This is a genomic window from Endozoicomonas sp. SESOKO3 (assembly GCF_024606255.1).
Genome location: NZ_JAHHPR010000766.1, coordinates 1 through 17,620 on the forward strand (window position 1 = coordinate 1; position 17,620 = coordinate 17,620).

The window sequence follows — 17,620 nt, forward strand, 5'->3', positions numbered from 1 at the left end:
ATGAGAAGTTGCTGGAAGTCAGCACTTACATGAGTGAACTAAGGGGCAAAAGTAAGAAAAAAGAGTCCCCTCTGGACGTTGTGCGAACACTGGCAGCATTGAAGGATCAGTTTGGCAAAGCCTGGATCAACTTTGGCAACCCTGTCAGCATGGGTGAATTCATGGATAAGGAAGTTCCTCAATGGCAGGAAGATCAGTCTGAAGGCTTTAAACCAAAGTGGTTAAAGCAAGCGACCAATACTCTGGCATTCAAAATTGCCAGCGAGATCAACTCAGCTGCTGTCATCAACCCGGTTAACCTGGTCGCCATGGCCCTGCTTTCATCGCCTCGTCATGCCCTGGGTGAACAGGAGTTGGTATTGCTGATAGAGATCTATCAGCGGCTGCTCAGCAAATCCCCCTACAGCGACAAGACCGTTATTACTGATATGGATGGCTATGGCGTCATCCGCTATGCGGAGAAGCTGGATTTACTCAATAAATTCAGTGATTCTCTGGGTGATGTCTACAGCCTTGACGAAAAGACCGCTGTCATGATGACCTATTACCGGAATAACGTACTGCATATGTTTGCCGTGCCTTCCCTGCTCAGTTGTCTGTTTATTAATAACAGCGCCATGACGCAGAGAGAAATTTTCCGGGTCTGCTCCATTTTGTACCCTTATCTTAAATCTGAACTCTTTCTGAAGTGGAGCAAAAGAAGTTTCCTGAAAGTGGTCGTCAAATGGCTGGAAACATTGGAAAGCGAAGGCCTGATTATCAGCGACCATGACGGCTACTACCGTCAGCCTGAGTACAGTTCAGCTCAGTTTGTCACTCTGACAGTGCTTTCCCGTGCCATTGCCCAGACGCTCGAGCGCTTTTTCATGGTCATCAGCCTGCTGATCAGTAATGACAATGGCAACATTAAACAGGAGACACTGGAAAACCAGAGTCGAGTCCTGGCTCAGAGGCTGTCCATTATCCACGGGTTGAATGCTCCCGAGTTCTTTGACAAAGCTCTGTTCAAAAACTTTATCGAGCAATTACGGCTCAATAACGTAGTGGAGATTACCCAGACTAACAAACTCAACTTTGGCGATGAAGTCAAAATGGTCGCCGATGAAGCCTTCAAGGTTCTGACCAGCGAAGTCCGCCACAGCATACTGCAAACCACCAAAACACAACCTACTCCTATCAAAGAGCATTAACTCACTGCCGTTACAGCGCCCGTGCAGACGCCATCTTTCACCATCGGATTTAGCGGATATTGAAAGATGGCGGTCGCTGGATACTTAATTCACAACCTTTACTCAAATGCCTTAAGAGCATGGATATCGTACCTGCATGCCTTCCCTTGCAGTTTGTAGGTGGGCGAAGCATTGCCCAATTCCGGTGATAGCCTGGGCCTTTTAATCACTACCCGGTATCGGGCCAGTTTCAGCGCAGGCTCAAGCAGCTCATCTGCATCAGGATCACCCGATAATAACGCCTGAAAGATTTTCATTTCCTTTTTAACTTGTGCCGATTTCCCTTTATGCGGAAACATGGGGTCCAGATAGACGACATCGAACTGTTTTCCAGCGGACATACTCGACTCCATTGCACGACGACTGTCTTGTTTAATCAACAGCATACGTCCGGCAATCTCCGAGACCTCCCGATCTTCCATCGCCCTTCTGATACCGTCTTCCAGCAAAGCGGCGATGACGGGAGAACGCTCAATGATGGTCACCTTGCAACCCAGCGAGGCCAGCACGAATGCGTCTCGACCAAGCCCTCCTGTGGCATCCAGCACATGAGGTTTGACACCTTTATTCAAGCCCACCGCTTTGGCTATATCCTGGCTTTTCCCGCCGCCGAACTTTCTTCTATGGCCCGCCTTGCCACCCACAAAGTCAACACTGATGGGGTTTTCCTTGCCATTAGCCCGCTTCAGGGAAAGACGATCATCTTCAAAACCAAGAAGAAGTTGATCTTCCTCACAGCCAGCTGGATTCATAATAAGACAGGTTTCATCCATTGCACGAAGCAGCGTATCAAGATAGGCCTGCTTATCAGGATCCGGATGATTTTGTACTACGACAGAACTGGCCATTCGCCTTTTGCTCACAACATGTTGAGGTAGGTTGAATTTTATCACTGGGGAAGCATTTGAAAACCTCGAATCACTTCTCCCGGGAGCCCGTCGGAAGCAGTCTTTAGAGCATGAATTTCAGTAAAGAGAGCCCAGCCTCTTGCCTTCTTGCCTTCTTGCCTTCTTGCCATGAGTTTGAAAGGCCGCCAGACCCATTTTTTGAAACTGCAAACCACAAACAAAAACAGCAGATTCATGGTCTGCTGTTTTTATTTGTGGTTTAGACATTCATTCCAGCATCAATCAGGCTGAGCTACCATCCTCAGGTAAGGCTTCAGTGTCATCCAACCTTCCGGGAATTGCTTTCTGGCTTCTTCTTCCGTAACCGAAGGTGGAATGATCACATCCTCACCAGGCTGCCAATTCACTGGCGTAGCCACGCTGCAACGGCTGGTTAGCTGAATAGAATCCAGTGAGCGAAGGATCTCATCAAAATTTCTGCCAGTGGTCATTGGATAGGTCATCATCAGTTTAATCTGCTTGTCAGGCCCAATGATAAACACGGTTCTTACCGTAGCATTGGTGGCAGCTGTTCTCCCTTCTGAGGTATCTCCAGCGTCAGCAGGCAACATATTGTATAGCTTCGCTACGTTAAGGTCCGTATCGCCAATCATTGGGTACTGGGGCAGGTACCCCTGGGTTTCCTCAATGTCTCTGGCCCAGCGTTCATGATCATCAACAGGATCCACACTCAGGCCAATGAGCTTACAATTGCGTCTTTCGAACTCTGGTTGCAGTCGAGCCATATAGCCAAGCTCTGTCGTACAAACGGGTGTAAAGTCTTTTGGATGGGAGAATAAGATGGCCCAGGAATCACCTATCCAGTCATGAAAGTGGATGGAGCCTTGGGTAGTTTGAGCCGCAAAATCAGGGGCAACGTCATTAATTCTCAGAGTCATGTCAATTCCTCAGGGAGCAATCTCGGGTCATGAGTCGATGTCTCAGCGCTGTCGATGAAAAAATGTTCTCATTATGATCAGTCTGAAACAGACACAGTCTTGTCCGAAAAGTGTGGAATTACAATTTTTGGCAGAAAACGCAGACTTCCCAGCAGATCAATGCTGTGTCAAATAACGCAATGAATGGCGCTGAGGACCGCTGTGATGTTGCGCAAAATCCTTGCCTGACACCGCGCAGGAGCTGCACATCACGTGCAGGTGATTTGGCTTAATACTTTAGACGTCAAACCACACTTTTGACCTTCTTGACCTGAACATTGATGCCAACAGTTTCCTCTGTTTTGAACCGTTCATAGACGAATTCGTTCACGCTAACCTCGCAGCCATATACACTAAAGTCAACGACCTGACTGCTGCCACGGTTCCAGACCCTCAGTGTGGAATCACTGTGTTTTTCGATGTTCCATTGGTGGAATCCTGAATAGTCTTGCGTTTCCGCCTCATTTACAAAATGCTGGAAGCGAGCGGCACCATCAACCTTCAACGCCCTGCAAATCTGCTCAAAGGAAAGTATTGGGTCGTATCCATGATCGATAGAGTTCTGTGCAAGAATGAAATCAAACCGTTCTTGCCCGAACAGGTCAGCCGTTTTCTCTGCTACACCAAAAACCAGGTCGTAGCCGCGCTCAAGACCGTAGATATCCATCAATGTGTTGTAGGCACATGCCAGTGGGTCAGCGGCTATTATGTCCAGCTTTTGCTGGTTGAGGAGACGCCCAACCGCTGGCTTCAGCGCACAGCCCATATCGAGGATTTCTATATGACCTTCTGCATTTCCGGGTAATGAGTCCTCATATTGAAAAGGAAAGTCCAGCAGAAACTCTTTTCGGAAGTCTTCATGATGAGCCGCAAGCATATTCCTGGAAAGGCCATCCCACCAAAAACGCAACTCGTCTTCAACACCAGACGCCCATTCCTGTGCCTCAATTCCGTGTTTGTCGCATTCAATTAGAACGCTTTGTGTGAGGCTCTTTAAGGAGGATAGTAGCAAGCGTTCACAAAACCTGTTCCAGTGATCTCTGGAGCGGTACTTTTCAAGTTCGACGGCGAGGTCTGGAGAAGTATCGGAATGCTCGCTCGGTTTCACAACCTGGTATGTCTGGCGGCGAAATACTTTATTGATGCCCTGACGAATACTGCTCATTCAAATCTCCTGGTTTTAGGACAGTGAGTAGGAGCTGAACCAATTCTTCAACTGTGCTGGCACTGATCTTTCGTACTTAACCGTATACCCAAGTGCAGTAGTCCGTCCTATGAAAAAGTGCTTTCATTCAGATCAGTCTGAAACAGACGCAGTCTTTTCTGAACAGTCCCCAATTACGATTAATAAGAAGTAAAGCCTGTTTACACAAATGATCAACTGGAATTTACAGGCAGAAGAAGCCACTTTTTAATAACAAAAAAGTGAGTATTCAGTAGATAAACTCACCCATACGGCAGGATAGATGGCTGTGCCTTTAGCCATAACCATACTGATGGTCAGAACATCATAACAGCCATCAGTACAGCAACGAGAGCAAAGCGATAGATCACGAAAGGCATCAATCCGATTCGATTGATAAATGACAGAAAGAGATGCATACAGATCCAGGCGCTGACACCTGCTATCAGGGCACCAGAGAACAGTATGCCCCAGTCGACCGACTCTGTGGATTTAATCAGATCCAGTGTCAGAAGCAGCCCCGCCCCCAGTATGACCGGAATGGATAACAAAAATGAAAAGCGGGCTGCCGCCTCACGAGTCAAGCCGAGCATCAGGCCAGCTGTTATAGTAATACCTGAGCGAGACGTTCCCGGAATCAAGGCAATAGCCTGAGCAAAGCCAATGATCATAGCCTGACGGAAGTTCAACGTTTCAATAGGCTGTATTTTTTTCCCTTTATAGTCAGCCCAACCCAGAAGAGCACCAAAAATCATGGTTGTTCCTGCAATGACAGCAATGCTGCGCATAGCCTCATCAAGACCCACAGACTTCAGGGCAAAACCAAACAGAACCGCTGGCAAGGTCGCAGAAATCAGGTACCAACCCAGACGACTGTTCACCGTTGAGCCTTTACCTGCCACAGAGCCCAGCCAGTCCAGGGCAATTCTGATCAAATCCTGACGAAAATAGACCACAACTGCGATCAATGTGCCAATATGAACAGCCACATCAAATGCCAGCCCCTGATCCGTCCAACCCAACAACTGCGCAGGCAATATCAGATGAGCAGAACTGGAAATTGGCAGAAACTCTGTCAGGCCCTGAAGCAGAGCAAGAATGATTACCTGAAGGCTATCCACGATAGCATCCCTCCCTTACCGGGTAATATCAGCACATATCGGCTTCAAAGAATGGTTAACAAAGAAAAGGCATTTCAGCGTTCACTTTTCTTGAGAGCAACTTTATCCCTGAGATAGACAGGTCTGGCCTGCTCAGCAGGCACTGCAAATCCTTCGTTAAAATCAGCCGCAGCCAGAATAGCGATATCTGCCGCTCTGGGATAAGCCTCGGGAAAACACTTCACCACTTTTGCTGCCAGCAAGTCTTCGAACTGCCAACCCGTTCCCATTCCCAGCCAGTTCTCTTCGCCATCGGGCACGAGCACTTGCTCTGGAGCAATAACGCTCTCTTCAATCACTGGCCTCATCAATCCATTTTCTTCCTTGAAAGCACCCCAATAAACTTCCCCCATGCGGGCATCAATAGATGCCAGTACAGCGTTTGACTGATGCACTCTGAAGCCTTCCTGTGCCAAGGCTCTCAGGGTTGACACTGCAACAACCGGTTTGTCCGTGGCAAACGCTAACCCCTGCACCATGGCAGTCGCTATTCTGAGACCTGTAAAAGCACCAGGCCCACGACCAAAAGCCATGGCATCCAGATCAAACAGGCTGACGCCCTGCTTTTTCAAAAGATTGTCAACCATTCCCAAAAGCTCACGGCTGTGCCTTCTGGGTAACAACTCAAAATGCTCAACAATCTCACCGTCCAGATTCAGTGCAACTGAACAGGCTTCTGTAGCGCTATCAAGAGCCAGGATTTTCATCGTTGTATCTCTATAGAGAGGAGGGGTATCTCACACATTCAAAAGCAGGCCGTATCATTGCCCGCTAATGCGAAAGTCTCTTGAAAACGTAAAAAAGGACGCATAGTCGTCCTTTTTTCTACGGTTAGCATCTGGAGATGCCAGACAACAAAGCTTATCAGGCAGCCGAAGACTTAAGGGCACTGATCACTTTGGCCTTGATATCATTAACGCTGCCTACACCCTCAACACGGGTATAGCGGGTCTGTCCTTCAATGTTCTCGTAGAAGCTGATCAGAGGGGCGGTCTGATCGTGGTAAACTCCAAGACGCTTGCGGACGGTCTCTTCAATATCGTCATCACGCTGAATCAGGTCTTCACCCGTTACATCATCTTTACCTTCAACCTTTGGTGGGTTGTAGACAACGTGATAGGTACGGCCACTGTCAGGGTGCACACGTCTTCCTGCCATGCGTTGAACAATTTCTTCATCTTCAACGGCAATTTCGATCACATGATCAATATCTACACCGGCATCACGAAGTGCTTCAGCCTGTGGGATGGTCCTGGGGAAGCCATCAAACAGGAAACCTTTGGCACAATCGTCTTTGCCGATACGTTCTTTAACCAGCTCAATGATGATTTGATCTGAGACCAAAGACCCGGAATCCATAACCGCCTTTACTTTAAGACCTAGCTCGGTACCATCCTTGATTGCTGCGCGCAGCATGTCGCCGGTAGAGATCTGGGGGATACCAAACTCTTCCATGATAAACTGGGCTTGCGTACCTTTTCCGGCACCCGGGGCACCCAACAGAATCACTCTCATGAACAGGCTCCTGTCTGTCAAGACCCACTGCTCGAGCCTTGTTATGACGATTTTAAAAGGCACAAAGGATATACACAGAGTCACTGCGTTACAAGTTGATACAGGAAAATTCTAACCTCCATATACCCATCACCAAGATAAACGAGGTTAAGTCACAACTATGAAATTTCTGCATCCGCTGGCCGATACAGTCATCAGAACGCCCATTCTGAAGAGAAGCAGACATGAGAAGGTCATACAGAGTAAAGATAGTGTCCATAATGGCTATGACCCTACTGGCTGTGACCTTGCCGGTCACCACTTTGGCACTTCCTAACGCTAAAATCATGGGACATCGCTGGCTACTATCCGCTATAAAGAGTAACCGACCGCCTTCCGGCTATCTTACTCTCGACAACTGTAAGATAAGCAAGAACATTGGCGACCTGCCCGTTGACAAGCGCACTTACAGAGTTTCATTTAACGAAAATTTTTCCTACGATCCTGCCAGTGGCAGCATCTCAACCATCATGAACAGGCTCTACCAACAGACCCTCAACCTGGGTGGAACCCCTGTTCTTATCAGTAAACCTGCCACCATTATCCTGACCAGCAGGCCCCAGAGAGAATCAGTCACTTACCAGATCGTCATCACTCATAATGAGAGAACCATGATGCAGCTCTATGAATGCCCCTGGAGTAAAGCGGTCTACTTGTGGAAACCCGAAAGAGGTAGTCTTTTCAATTAATTAAAGATTTAACGGATCATCAGTTTGACGACATCAGCATCAGCTTCACGGCTTTCTCCCGCCTGGTGAAGCTTCTCCAGATAGCTCTCCCAGTATTTTTCCTGATTGACGCAAAGATCGTAGAGATAGCCCCAGTCGTAGATGCCACTGTCATGACCATCATTAAAGTGAATTTTAATCGCATAATGGCCCACCCTTTCTATGCTGATGATCTGAACCTGCTTTTTACCCCTTTGCAGCACTGGATTACCATGCCCCCTGACCTCGGCAGAAGGACTGTGGACGCGAAGCATCTCGCTACTGAGTTGATATGTCTCATCTGCACTGTAATTCAACTCGAGTCGTTGGGATTGCTTGTGAAAGTTCAATGCTTCCGGGATTTTTTGCTGCATGCTGAAAGTCTCTGCTTTAGTTGAACGACTGGCTTAACGCAGTCTACATCAGAGTCCTCTGTAGGGGACAATTTTGAGACAAACCTTGATATGAAAGGATGAATAGGTGTCCGGTAGCAGATAGAGTCTTGCTTCCTTGTTAGTTGCGCTTACATCAATGTTTTGAACTTTCCATCTGTAAACCATTCAAAGAGTTGAAGGACATCTTTGTTGAATGCCCTTCAAACCAACATCCTTGTGATCGAGGATACTACTAAATTAACGAAAGGAACTTAACATGAACGTAAATAACACGCCCAGCGCTGCTGCTGGGCAGACTTACTCAGTCTCGCCACAGCCTGTTCAAGCTCAAGGTAATTGTTTCGGTAAGGTTGTCGTCTGTGATGATGGCAGCGCGAAAATCTATTGCCCGAAATCCGATGGATCATCGGAAGAAAAGGCCACCGTTTTTCGTGATAGCCCAATCAGGTCAGCTACCTTCAGCGCCGATGGTAGCCAAGTCCTGATGACCAGTCAGGATGGAACAACGAGAACCTTTGGTCGTGATGCCGATGGGGTATTCTTCGAACAAGGCACCTCTATGAAGAAGTGATCAACTACGCTGCTTTGAGTACCAATGGCTGCCAGCTGTTGACTGCAAGTAGCGATAAAACGTTGAAAATCACTGAACTATGAGTGACAGTCAAGCGGCCTCCGACAGAGTTGGAGGCCTATTGGCTGACATCCTCAATATAACAACAATCCAGTCCCAGGCAAGCTACAACCCACCCCTGAATGATCGACATAAAACCAGAGGAGACATTAACCCTTTTATTCAGGATAATGGCGAGTCATTACCTAACCAATAATTACGCCCAAGGATTTTATCTCAGGCATGAACAACCTACAGACACCTAATGACTTATACCATAACCCTTACCCTGACGACGAAATTGATCTTTTTGAGCTTGTAGAAAAACTATTTGCCCAAAAATGGCTGATTATAGCGATTACCACTTTAGCAACAGCCATTGCTGTGGTTACAGCCTTTAAGCTTCCTGTAAGCTACACAACTGAAGCCGTCTTAAACGAACCCTCTTCTGCAGATATTGCAGCCTGGAACAGTAATGTGTTCTTAATTGCTTCAAATAGTAATAACAGTGGCTCGGGGTACCTTTCGACTGAAGAAGCCTATCAGCTGTATATGAAGTATTTAACCAGTCCTGCTGCAAGACGTTATGCTTTCCAGGAGTCATCGCTTGCGGATAATACTTCCACACCCGATCCTGAAATGCTTGCAGCGCAATATCAGGCATTCTCTAACAACTTAGCCATCACAACGGACAAGGGGGACAGTCGAACGAAAATTCGATATAGCTCTCACAGCCCTGAAGAATCAGCATCAATCGTCAATGAAATTCTTTTGCCATACGCTCAGGACCGATTTTTAAACCATATGAATGAGAACTTTCAAGCACAGATTGACATAAAGAAAAAACAGATCATAAGCCATATCAATCGTCTGGAATCAAACTTCATATCCTACAACAAACTGCGCCTGACAGAACTGAGAGAAGCTTTAGCCCAGGCACAAGCCGCCGGGATTACTGAACTTCGGACCAGTGAAGTGAATGCAACCATTCTTGATGGAGCCCCTTACCTGCTGGGTGAGAAGCTTCTGAAGTCGAGAGTTGACGCGATCAATAACAGAATTGAGAAGTATCGCTTTTACAGCATTCCCGAAACAGAAAATAGCACAGAAAAACCCTATATCAGAGGTGTATCCGGTCGTGTTTACCAGCTGGAACAATTAGAAAAACTGGACCCGGACTTTTCTTCCATGATTCCAGCCAAGATAGAGCAACCTGCGGTCGTGCCAGCTTCGCCCTCTATACCCAATAAAAAGCTTATTGTCGTTTTAGGCGCTATGTTAGGTCTGATGGCCGGAGTCTTCCTTGCCCTGATCAGGATAGCTCTCAAAAGCAGAGAAGAGAAAAAGCGAGCTGCCGACCATAACGTCCCGAGTATGGTCGGCTAAAAGGTCAGAGGATATAGCGACTCAGATCTTCGTCCTGAACCAACTCACCCAGATGCTCGTTAACATAAGCAGCATCAATCAACAGCGGTGATTCGCTGTGCTTGTGAGAGAGGTCTGCTGCACTGTAGGAGATCTCTTCCAGCAGACGCTCAATAACAGTGTGTAGACGACGGGCACCGATATTCTCGGTGTTCTCGTTGACTGTCCAGGCCACTTCCGCAATTCGGGCAATACCATCTTCAGCAAAGGTAATATTGAGTTCTTCTGTCTTCATCAGAGCCTGATATTGCTTCGTCAGGGATGCATTCGGCTCAGTCAGGATACGAACAAAGTCTCTGGTGGTAAGTGCCTTCAATTCAACACGAATAGGCAGGCGGCCCTGCAGTTCCGGAATCAGATCAGATGGCTTGGCAAGATGAAACGCCCCTGAAGCCATGAACAAAATGTGATCCGTTTTGATCATACCGTACTTGGTGGAAACGGTGCAGCCTTCGATCAATGGCAACAGATCCCGCTGAACACCTTCACGGGAAACATCAGCATTTGAGCTGGAAGAGCGCTTGGCCACCTTATCAATTTCATCGATGAAAACAATGCCATTCTGCTCAACAGATTCTATCGCTCTGGTTTTGAGTTCATCTTCATTGACCAGTTTCGCAGCTTCTTCGTCCTGAACCAGTTTCAAAGCGTCCTTGACTTTTAGCTTGCGCTTTTTCTGCTTTCCAGAATTCAGATTTGAGAACATATTCTGCAGCTGGCTGGTCATTTCTTCCATGCCGGGAGGTGCCATAATTTCCACACCCATGGCTGCTTCGCGAACATCAATCTCGATCTCTTTGTCATCCAGCTGGCCTTCACGCAGCTTCTTGCGGAACACCTGACGGGTTGTATTATCCTGAGGCTTTTCGGCGTCCTCCGAGAAGGAGCGGGGAGGCGGCAGTAAGGCATCCAGTATTCTTTCTTCTGTCGCATCGAGAGCACGATCTTTTACTCTCTCAACTTCCTGCTCACGCAGCATTTTTATAGCTGCATCCATCAGATCCCTGATAATAGATTCAACATCACGGCCAACATAACCCACTTCTGTAAACTTGGTTGCCTCGACCTTGATAAAAGGCGCATTAGCCAGTTTAGCCAGACGGCGAGCGACTTCAGTCTTACCCACGCCGGTAGGACCAATCATCAGAATATTCTTGGGAGTGATTTCATTTCGCAGCTCTTCATCCAGCTGCATACGACGCCAGCGATTGCGAAGAGCAATGGCTACGGCTCGCTTGGCATCATCCTGGCCAATAATATGTTTATTCAGTTCGTGAACGATTTCACGAGGGGTCATATTTGACATGTCACAAACTCTGTAAACGAAAGATCAGCAAACTCACCATTTAAACACTGTCAGCGAGAAGCCATATTGTAACTGACTTCTGCTTTTCAGCCTTTTGGTCAAGACTGCTCTATCTTGATTTCTTCGATAACCCGGTTCTGGTTGGTATAGACACAGACATCTGCAGCTATTTCCAGACTTTTCTCTACGATATCTTTCGCGCCCAAATCAGTATTCTGATAAAGCGCTTTGGCAGCAGACTGAGCAAAGAATCCACCCGAGCCAATGGCCAGAATGCCATCATCAGTGACCATAACGTCACCATTGCCGGTAATGACCAGAGATGCTTTAGCATCAGCTACAATCAACATGGCCTCCAGACGCTGCAATGTCCTGTCGGTACGCCATTCTTTCGCCAGTTCAACGGCTGCTTTTTCCAGACGCCCATGATGCTTTTCCAACTGGGCTTCAAAACGTTCAAAAAGAGTAAATGCGTCTGCTGTGCCACCGGCAAAGCCAGCTATCACTTTACCTTTAAACAGGCGACGCACCTTGTGGGCATTACCCTTAATGACGGCGTTACCCAGTGAAACCTGACCATCACCGCCTACGACCACACTATCGTTTCGACGTACGGACAGAATGGTGGTGCCACGATACTGTTCCAAGGTAGGCTCCTTTTAGCATTTTGCTTGATTCGTCACTTAATATTGGGGAGAAGACAGAATTATCAAGGGGGCGGCCCGGAAAAACTTTCCATACCGCATTGTGAGTAACTAACCAGTTGGTGATGAGTGTAATTTTCGCACTTGGCACTCTGTTACCGCATATCAAAGCATTTCAGGATAAAGGAGTAGTCAAACGCTATATCCTGTATCCACTCGTAACGCCTGCTGGCACCGGCATGGCCTGCATGCATTTTCATATTAAGGATCAGAGGGTTGTCATCGGTTTTCAACGCCCTGAGTTTGGCCACCATCTTGGTCGGCTCCCAGTAAGTGACCTGCTCATCGGATATCCCCGAGTTGTAGAGCGCAGGCGGATAGTTCCCGGCCTCTATATTGTCGTAGGGAGAGTAGCCAGAGATGTAGTCAAAGTCTTCTTTACTCGTTATCGGGTTACCCCACTCTTCCCACTCTGGCGCAGTCAGGGGCAAAGATGCATCACTGATCGTATTGATCACATCAACAAAAGCCACATCGGCAACAACACAACCAAACAGATCAGGTCTCATATTGGTGACAGCCCCCATTAGCAAGCCGCCCGCGCTGCCACCATTGATAGCAATCTGGCCTTTGCTTGTATAGTTACGATGAATCAGGTACTCACAGCAATCGATGAAATCGTTAAAGGTGTTCATTTTATGCTGCATTTTACCATTGAGATACCAGTCATACCCCTTGTCATCGCCACCTCTGATATGAGCAATGGCATAGACAAAACCACGATCAATCAGGCTGAATTTAGGCGAAGAAAAACCTGCCGACATTCCATGACCATAAGAACCATAACCATAGACCATGGTCTTGTTGCTACCATCCAGCTTAGTGCCTTTCTTGTAGATAATGGTCAGTGGCACTTGCTCACCATCCCGAGCCGGGGCGAACTCTCTCTTCACTTCATAGAGCGAGGCATTAAAATTCGGAACATCCTTGCGATAAACTTCTGTCAAAGCGCCATTTTCCAGATTCAGCTCAAACACTGTGTTTGGCGATATAGGTGAATCATAATCAAGCCTGACAACGGTCGCCTGATGATCCCAGTCACCATAAAACTCCAGACAATGAGCCTCCTCAGGCATGGAGATGATTGAGAAGGTTCCGGAATCCATATCCATCACAGCCACTTCGTCGAGCACTTTCTGGTTATTTTTGCGTTCAACAATCAGAAAGTGGCTGTAGAAGTGGATACTGCTCAGGCACAGGCCCTTCTGCTCCGCAATGAAGTCCTGCCAGTTTTCCTGAGCCCACTGTTCATGAGCTACAGGCATTTCATCGGCTATCGGCATGTGAGGAGCTGCCGGACACTTCATGACTTTGAAGTCATTGGCTTCATCCTGATTGGTCAGAATGTAGAAGTCCCCCCTGTAATGCTCCAGGGAGAAAGAGACATCGTTCTCACCCACAGCAAACTTTTCAAACTGATCAGAATTCCGTCCAGCCACATACACGACATGAGTAGAACCACTATCCAGATGAATCATGAAATACTCACGATCATTGGTTCGGGATAACGATAAAAACATACTGTCGTATTCTTCCGGTTTGGAATAGATTAACTCCTTTTCAGTAACGCCCTTGTGAATATCGACTTTGTACACGTCACGACCACGACCCGACTCATCCCGCTCAACAATGTACAGATGCTCATTGCCATGCCAAAGAAAAGACCCGGTACTGTTTTGAAACTCCCATTTCAGATCTTGCCCCGTCTCCAGATCCCGAACCCGGATGGTTCTCTCCATTGAACCGGTCAGATTGAAACTGTAGGCAAAATGAGTCTGCTTGAGGTTAGTGCCTGAAGCACCGAAAATATAAAGTTCTTTACCTTCTGCTTCCTTGTTTACATCAAAGTAGACTTCTTCGTGAGCTTTTCTTGAGCCTTTCTTGCGACAAAGAATCGGATAGTCCCTGCCTTTTTCTTCCCTTGTGTAATAGAAAAAAGCACCTTCTTTGACCGGCCAAGATTCATCATCTTCCCTGATACGAGACAGAACTTCACCGTAGAGGTTTTCTTCAACCTCCTTGTAGCCTTTCATCCACTCATCTTTATAGGCATTTTCAGACCGGATGTACTCAAGAACCGCTGGATTATCAAAATCCAGATCACCGGCAATAAACTTCTGCCAGTTTCTATCTCTCAGCCAGTGGTAGTCATCCACCCTGCTAATACCATGTTGAACGATTTCATGGGCTATTTTTTGGGCTACCGGTGCTTTCATACTTACCACCTGATTGATTTTTCTTCGCTCAAGGCACTGTATCATTCAAGAATAAAAAGTGAATCCAGCTATTTCATTCTCAGCAACAGACCATCAATTTTGAAATCAGCCAGCACCTGCTTTGCCTGATCAATACTTTCTGATGTTTCAAAAGGCCCCAGCTGAACCCTGTGCCATGACTCCCCTGCCCCCACGGTCACCTTGACGACTCTGGGTTCCTGGCCTGCCAACAGCAACTGAGCCTTGAGGCGTTCGGCATCTTTGGCACTTCGGAATGAACCTGCCTGTAACAAATACTTTACACCGGGCTTTGTGGTTGTTTGCGCTTCAGACACGGATTTTGAACCAGTTTTTTCACTGGCCGCTACTGTCGGCGGCGACTGCCGCTCAACAGGTTCAGGCAGAATGACTTCCTGTTCGGGCAGCACGGTATAAAAATCAAAGACCGGTTCCGGACTTTTCTTATCGGGCTGAGCCGCTTCAGCGGACTTGGCAGGCGCATTAACGGAAACAGGAGCCGGTGTCAGATTGATCAGGAAAGCCACAAAAAAGCCAGCCGCAAAACCGGTGACCAGCCAGATCCAGCCTGGCAGCTTTGACTGTTGACTGGATTTCTTTTTCGAAGCGGCCTTGCTGGCGCCTCTTTTTGGTGGAGTACGGGTGCTCATATGTCTGATGCAAAATCTACTTCAAAAGGGAAAAACAAGAGACTCATCCTCACCCATGAACCGGAGTTTTGCACAATATCCTTTTTAAGAAGACGATTTTCACGAACAAGGTCATATTACCACGGATACCCTCTGTTACCATGCAATCACGGCACTTGTGACTTTAGATCTGGTCTTTATGGCCAATCCCAAGCTGAAAACGGGACATTTCAAAACGGTAGAAGAAGGTCATTGCAGAGCGGAGTTGACGGTGGAGCGCACAAAGAAAGTGTCTTAGCGTTAATCTCTGCTACTGTGTGCTATTCACTCACATTGATTGGAGTTATGCCAGTGAGCGCCAAAGCAAGACCTCAGCCAACAGAGATTGATCATATTCGCAACACTTTGACTGACGTAGTTGATGGTCTGGGTCAAACCCGTGGTGAAATGCACCAAAGGTTTGACCAACAAGAAAAAGAACACAGTCTATTCAAACATGAGGTTAAAGAGCGGTTTGACCTGCAAGAAAAAGAACATAGCCAATTCAAACATGAGGTTCAAGAGCGCTTTGACCTGCAAGAAAAAGAACATAGCCAATTCAAACATGAGGTTAAAGAGCGGTTTGACTGCCTCGAACAGAAAATTGACCAGCAAAGCTCTGAATTTAGTGAAGTCAAAGAAATGCTCCAAGCCTTGCTTACCCGCCAATAACCACGATCAAACGAATGCTTCCGGTTCGTTGGGGCTTCTTGGGGCTTCGCCGCTCCGCCCGACGTGCCTGTCGGCTCGCGGCTGAAGCCTTAGGTGGACCGGTATTCTATAACACGTTCTCCATTCATGGATGGGGTATAGGCTATTGTTTCTGTTATATCGCTGTTAGATAAACTTTCAGGCATACAGCACATTGCAGCATTAGCTCCTATAGCAATTATTCTAATATCAGGATTTTGTACTGGTGCTTTAAAAACCAACTTTAATTCATTTAAATCACCTTCGGGAAAACACACTAATATAGCTCCTCTTTCTTTATTTTGTAATTTACCAATAAAATCAGCAACGGCATCGGAAGCGTTTACTTTTTCGACATTTCTTAAAAATGGAGAATATCTACTTCTTTCTTTATCAAACCTGGAGAAATTATCCGTAGCAACAATATTGCACCCCCTTAGTTTAAGTTCTGAGGCAAGCCAACCATTACCAGCATAAACTTCCAAGCAAGTATCATCACCCAAATAGTCATGCAATTTAGCTAAAAACACTTGATCGATATTAACACAACTCCTTAAACAAGAAATTCTTACAAATCCATCACACACACTTTTAAATAAACCTGTTGTATCTTCTATTGCCTCTTTTATATTTATTAAATCGGGGTATTTATCTGGCACTTCATTCAACTCATATTTTTCTAAACATGCATGCATCAAGTTGAATAGAGAAATCATTTTCTCCTTATCCTTTATTTTCACTTCATCAGAAAGTGTTATACCACCCCCTAATGCGCCACCCATCTTCGAAACCAATGCTTTAAGTTCTTTTATTTCATCAATGTCAGACGGTTTATTTAAAGACTTTGATTCTATTTTTCTTTTTTTTAGTGCCCATCCTTTCAATTCACTACTATCACCAGCCTTACATTTTTTAGTGGCAGGTAAATCGAGCTCTTTATCAAGCTCTAATTTAGGTGCTAAGCAAAATTGAGCTTGCAATTTAGATACTACGGGCTTTTGACTTGGCAACATAGTTGATATCTCCTAAAAAAAATGATTTAAATATGAGATATCTGTTTATGAAATCTGTTCCATAATTGGTTATCATTGCTAACCATTCAGCAAGGCTACCTTACAAAAATTTCCAGATGGGAGGGGGCAGCACCTGCGGAGCAGCCCCTATAATTGGGTTATATGGCAAGTACACATCAATTAAATATGCTAGTTTCAAATACTTAAAAGAGCTATAGCCCGTGCATATAGACAAAACCGCAATTTTAACCCTGCTTTTTTATACTTTTATATCAGAAGTTCTTTCAGCCGCACCATTAGATAGAGTTGAACGATTTCTCGTTTTTAGCGAGTGCAATGGTTCAGAATTAAGTATCTTTGTCTTTCAATCATGAATCCATCAGTGCGTCAATTGTGTTGGAGGAAGTATATCAAGAGCATTCTGGCACTTGGTTTATTACTGGTCATTCACTGAATATACAAAACTGGAACAAATTAGCCACGTCCAGCACACCCACTTCATCCATTGCATTCAGTACATCACCAAACTTATACTTTGTCGTCCTGTCAGCCTTGTTGTGCTCTGTTGTACAAACCCTATAACAAAAAATCCCGGGAGCCTGCATCTCCGGCGCGGTCCATAAATTTGGCGTTATTTCTACTGCAGAGCCTTATTGTTGGCCATTCAGCGCGAGCTCGACGCTCAGAAAGTGTAGGTGCACCTTCTGTTTCTGCTGAAATTTCATATTGGAAGAGACAAACGCTACCCCCATTGCCCTCACTCATGTATGCTTCGGGGGTTAAACTAAGCACTAGCGTTTCCCTCCACTCTGCGAATTTGCACATTTGTACAAATTTTTAAATGCAGGGCACGAAACCCTTTAAATCCAGATTCTCGCAAAGAGCCATGATGGAAGAGCATTACCACCCGCATAAAA

At 46.3% G+C, this 17,620-nt stretch carries 18 protein-coding genes and 1 pseudogene; 6 read left to right on the forward strand and 13 right to left on the reverse strand.

The features are described from left to right. A pseudogene (locus tag KDK18_RS13425) lies at positions 1-1,190 on the forward strand (glycerol-3-phosphate 1-O-acyltransferase); the annotation flags it as partial. Between the two features lie 98 nt (positions 1,191-1,288). Here KDK18_RS13425 and KDK18_RS13430 read toward each other — a convergent pair. The 7 genes from KDK18_RS13430 to adk all read right to left on the reverse strand — a co-directional run bounded on the left by KDK18_RS13430 (position 1,289) and on the right by adk (position 6,912). Continuing rightward, positions 1,289-2,077, reverse strand: coding sequence for a class I SAM-dependent methyltransferase (locus KDK18_RS13430; RefSeq protein WP_257255439.1), 789 nt, complete (start codon positions 2,075-2,077; stop codon positions 1,289-1,291). Positions 2,078-2,194: 117 nt separating this feature from the next. Further along, a complete protein-coding gene (locus KDK18_RS13435; protein ID WP_257255440.1) occupies positions 2,195-2,344 on the reverse strand; it encodes a hypothetical protein in 150 nt (49 codons plus the stop codon). An 11-nt stretch (positions 2,345-2,355) separates the two neighbouring features. Continuing rightward, positions 2,356-3,015: a peroxiredoxin gene (locus tag KDK18_RS13440; RefSeq protein WP_257255441.1), complete on the reverse strand. Its 660-nt coding sequence runs from the start codon at positions 3,013-3,015 to the stop codon at positions 2,356-2,358. 283 nt (positions 3,016-3,298) lie between these two features. Continuing rightward, complete coding sequence (locus tag KDK18_RS13445) at positions 3,299-4,219, reverse strand: class I SAM-dependent methyltransferase (RefSeq protein WP_257255442.1); 921 nt, start codon at positions 4,217-4,219, stop codon at positions 3,299-3,301. 335 nt (positions 4,220-4,554) lie between these two features. Continuing rightward, entirely contained in the window at positions 4,555-5,358 is an 804-nt protein-coding gene (locus KDK18_RS13450) for an undecaprenyl-diphosphate phosphatase (protein WP_257255443.1), read from the reverse strand. 74 nt (positions 5,359-5,432) lie between these two features. Beyond that, positions 5,433-6,104, reverse strand: coding sequence for a tRNA (adenosine(37)-N6)-threonylcarbamoyltransferase complex dimerization subunit type 1 TsaB (gene tsaB, locus KDK18_RS13455; protein ID WP_257255444.1), 672 nt, complete (start codon positions 6,102-6,104; stop codon positions 5,433-5,435). 157 nt (positions 6,105-6,261) lie between these two features. Beyond that, positions 6,262-6,912 carry an adenylate kinase gene (gene adk, locus KDK18_RS13460; RefSeq protein WP_257255445.1) on the reverse strand — a complete coding sequence of 217 codons (651 nt, stop codon included), beginning with the start codon at positions 6,910-6,912 and terminating at the stop codon, positions 6,262-6,264. A gap of 260 nt (positions 6,913-7,172) precedes the next feature. Here adk and KDK18_RS13465 point away from each other — a divergent pair, with 260 nt between their 5' ends. Next, on the forward strand, positions 7,173-7,640 hold the full coding sequence (locus KDK18_RS13465; RefSeq protein WP_257255446.1) for a hypothetical protein: 468 nt from the start codon (positions 7,173-7,175) through the stop codon (positions 7,638-7,640). Between the two features lie 8 nt (positions 7,641-7,648). Here the strand turns inward: KDK18_RS13465 and KDK18_RS13470 are convergent, their stop codons facing one another. Next, positions 7,649-8,032 carry a DUF971 domain-containing protein gene (locus KDK18_RS13470; protein WP_257255447.1) on the reverse strand — a complete coding sequence of 128 codons (384 nt, stop codon included), beginning with the start codon at positions 8,030-8,032 and terminating at the stop codon, positions 7,649-7,651. Between the two features lie 277 nt (positions 8,033-8,309). On the opposite strand from KDK18_RS13470, the gene KDK18_RS13475 reads away from it, so the two are divergent. From KDK18_RS13475 to KDK18_RS13485, 3 genes are all read left to right on the forward strand, one after another. Beyond that, positions 8,310-8,624: a hypothetical protein gene (locus KDK18_RS13475; protein ID WP_257255448.1), complete on the forward strand. Its 315-nt coding sequence runs from the start codon at positions 8,310-8,312 to the stop codon at positions 8,622-8,624. Positions 8,625-8,745: 121 nt separating this feature from the next. Further along, on the forward strand, positions 8,746-8,880 hold the full coding sequence (locus tag KDK18_RS13480) for a hypothetical protein (RefSeq protein WP_257255449.1): 135 nt from the start codon (positions 8,746-8,748) through the stop codon (positions 8,878-8,880). Positions 8,881-8,906: 26 nt separating this feature from the next. Continuing rightward, positions 8,907-10,049 (forward strand): LPS O-antigen chain length determinant protein WzzB, encoded by a 1,143-nt coding sequence (locus KDK18_RS13485; protein ID WP_257255450.1) that lies wholly within the window; start codon positions 8,907-8,909, stop codon positions 10,047-10,049. A 4-nt stretch (positions 10,050-10,053) separates the two neighbouring features. On the opposite strand, the gene hslU is transcribed toward KDK18_RS13485, so the two are convergent. The 4 genes from hslU to KDK18_RS13505 form a co-directional block, all read right to left on the reverse strand. After that, positions 10,054-11,394, reverse strand: coding sequence for an HslU--HslV peptidase ATPase subunit (gene hslU, locus KDK18_RS13490; RefSeq protein WP_257255451.1), 1,341 nt, complete (start codon positions 11,392-11,394; stop codon positions 10,054-10,056). 98 nt (positions 11,395-11,492) lie between these two features. Continuing rightward, positions 11,493-12,041, reverse strand: a complete 549-nt coding sequence (gene hslV / locus KDK18_RS13495) for an ATP-dependent protease subunit HslV (RefSeq protein ID WP_257255452.1) — start codon at positions 12,039-12,041, stop codon at positions 11,493-11,495. Between the two features lie 152 nt (positions 12,042-12,193). Then, entirely contained in the window at positions 12,194-14,314 is a 2,121-nt protein-coding gene (locus KDK18_RS13500) for a S9 family peptidase (protein WP_257255453.1), read from the reverse strand. Positions 14,315-14,382: 68 nt separating this feature from the next. Beyond that, entirely contained in the window at positions 14,383-14,982 is a 600-nt protein-coding gene (locus tag KDK18_RS13505; protein WP_257255454.1) for an SPOR domain-containing protein, read from the reverse strand. Between the two features lie 330 nt (positions 14,983-15,312). Between KDK18_RS13505 and KDK18_RS13510 the strand changes: the two genes are divergently transcribed. Continuing rightward, positions 15,313-15,672: a hypothetical protein gene (locus tag KDK18_RS13510; protein WP_257255455.1), complete on the forward strand. Its 360-nt coding sequence runs from the start codon at positions 15,313-15,315 to the stop codon at positions 15,670-15,672. A gap of 89 nt (positions 15,673-15,761) precedes the next feature. On the opposite strand, the gene KDK18_RS13515 is transcribed toward KDK18_RS13510, so the two are convergent. After that, positions 15,762-16,703, reverse strand: a complete 942-nt coding sequence (locus KDK18_RS13515) for a hypothetical protein (RefSeq protein ID WP_257255456.1) — start codon at positions 16,701-16,703, stop codon at positions 15,762-15,764. Between the last annotated feature and the right edge of the window lie 917 nt (positions 16,704-17,620).

What these genes read in the sequence shown, in the direction of transcription:
- KDK18_RS13430 (WP_257255439.1), bottom strand. Translation starts at nt 2,077, where the DNA reads ATGGCCAGTTCTGTCGTAGTACAAAATCATCCGGATCCTGATAAGCAG.
- KDK18_RS13435 (WP_257255440.1), bottom strand. Translation starts at nt 2,344, where the DNA reads ATGTCTAAACCACAAATAAAAACAGCAGACCATGAATCTGCTGTTTTT.
- KDK18_RS13440 (WP_257255441.1), bottom strand. Translation starts at nt 3,015, where the DNA reads ATGACTCTGAGAATTAATGACGTTGCCCCTGATTTTGCGGCTCAAACT.
- KDK18_RS13445 (WP_257255442.1), bottom strand. Translation starts at nt 4,219, where the DNA reads ATGAGCAGTATTCGTCAGGGCATCAATAAAGTATTTCGCCGCCAGACA.
- tsaB (WP_257255444.1), bottom strand. Translation starts at nt 6,104, where the DNA reads ATGAAAATCCTGGCTCTTGATAGCGCTACAGAAGCCTGTTCAGTTGCA.
- adk (WP_257255445.1), bottom strand. Translation starts at nt 6,912, where the DNA reads ATGAGAGTGATTCTGTTGGGTGCCCCGGGTGCCGGAAAAGGTACGCAA.
- KDK18_RS13465 (WP_257255446.1), top strand. Translation starts at nt 7,173, where the DNA reads ATGGCTATGACCCTACTGGCTGTGACCTTGCCGGTCACCACTTTGGCA.
- KDK18_RS13470 (WP_257255447.1), bottom strand. Translation starts at nt 8,032, where the DNA reads ATGCAGCAAAAAATCCCGGAAGCATTGAACTTTCACAAGCAATCCCAA.
- KDK18_RS13475 (WP_257255448.1), top strand. Translation starts at nt 8,310, where the DNA reads ATGAACGTAAATAACACGCCCAGCGCTGCTGCTGGGCAGACTTACTCA.
- KDK18_RS13485 (WP_257255450.1), top strand. Translation starts at nt 8,907, where the DNA reads ATGAACAACCTACAGACACCTAATGACTTATACCATAACCCTTACCCT.
- hslU (WP_257255451.1), bottom strand. Translation starts at nt 11,394, where the DNA reads ATGTCAAATATGACCCCTCGTGAAATCGTTCACGAACTGAATAAACAT.
- KDK18_RS13500 (WP_257255453.1), bottom strand. Translation starts at nt 14,314, where the DNA reads ATGAAAGCACCGGTAGCCCAAAAAATAGCCCATGAAATCGTTCAACAT.
- KDK18_RS13505 (WP_257255454.1), bottom strand. Translation starts at nt 14,982, where the DNA reads ATGAGCACCCGTACTCCACCAAAAAGAGGCGCCAGCAAGGCCGCTTCG.
- KDK18_RS13515 (WP_257255456.1), bottom strand. Translation starts at nt 16,703, where the DNA reads ATGTTGCCAAGTCAAAAGCCCGTAGTATCTAAATTGCAAGCTCAATTT.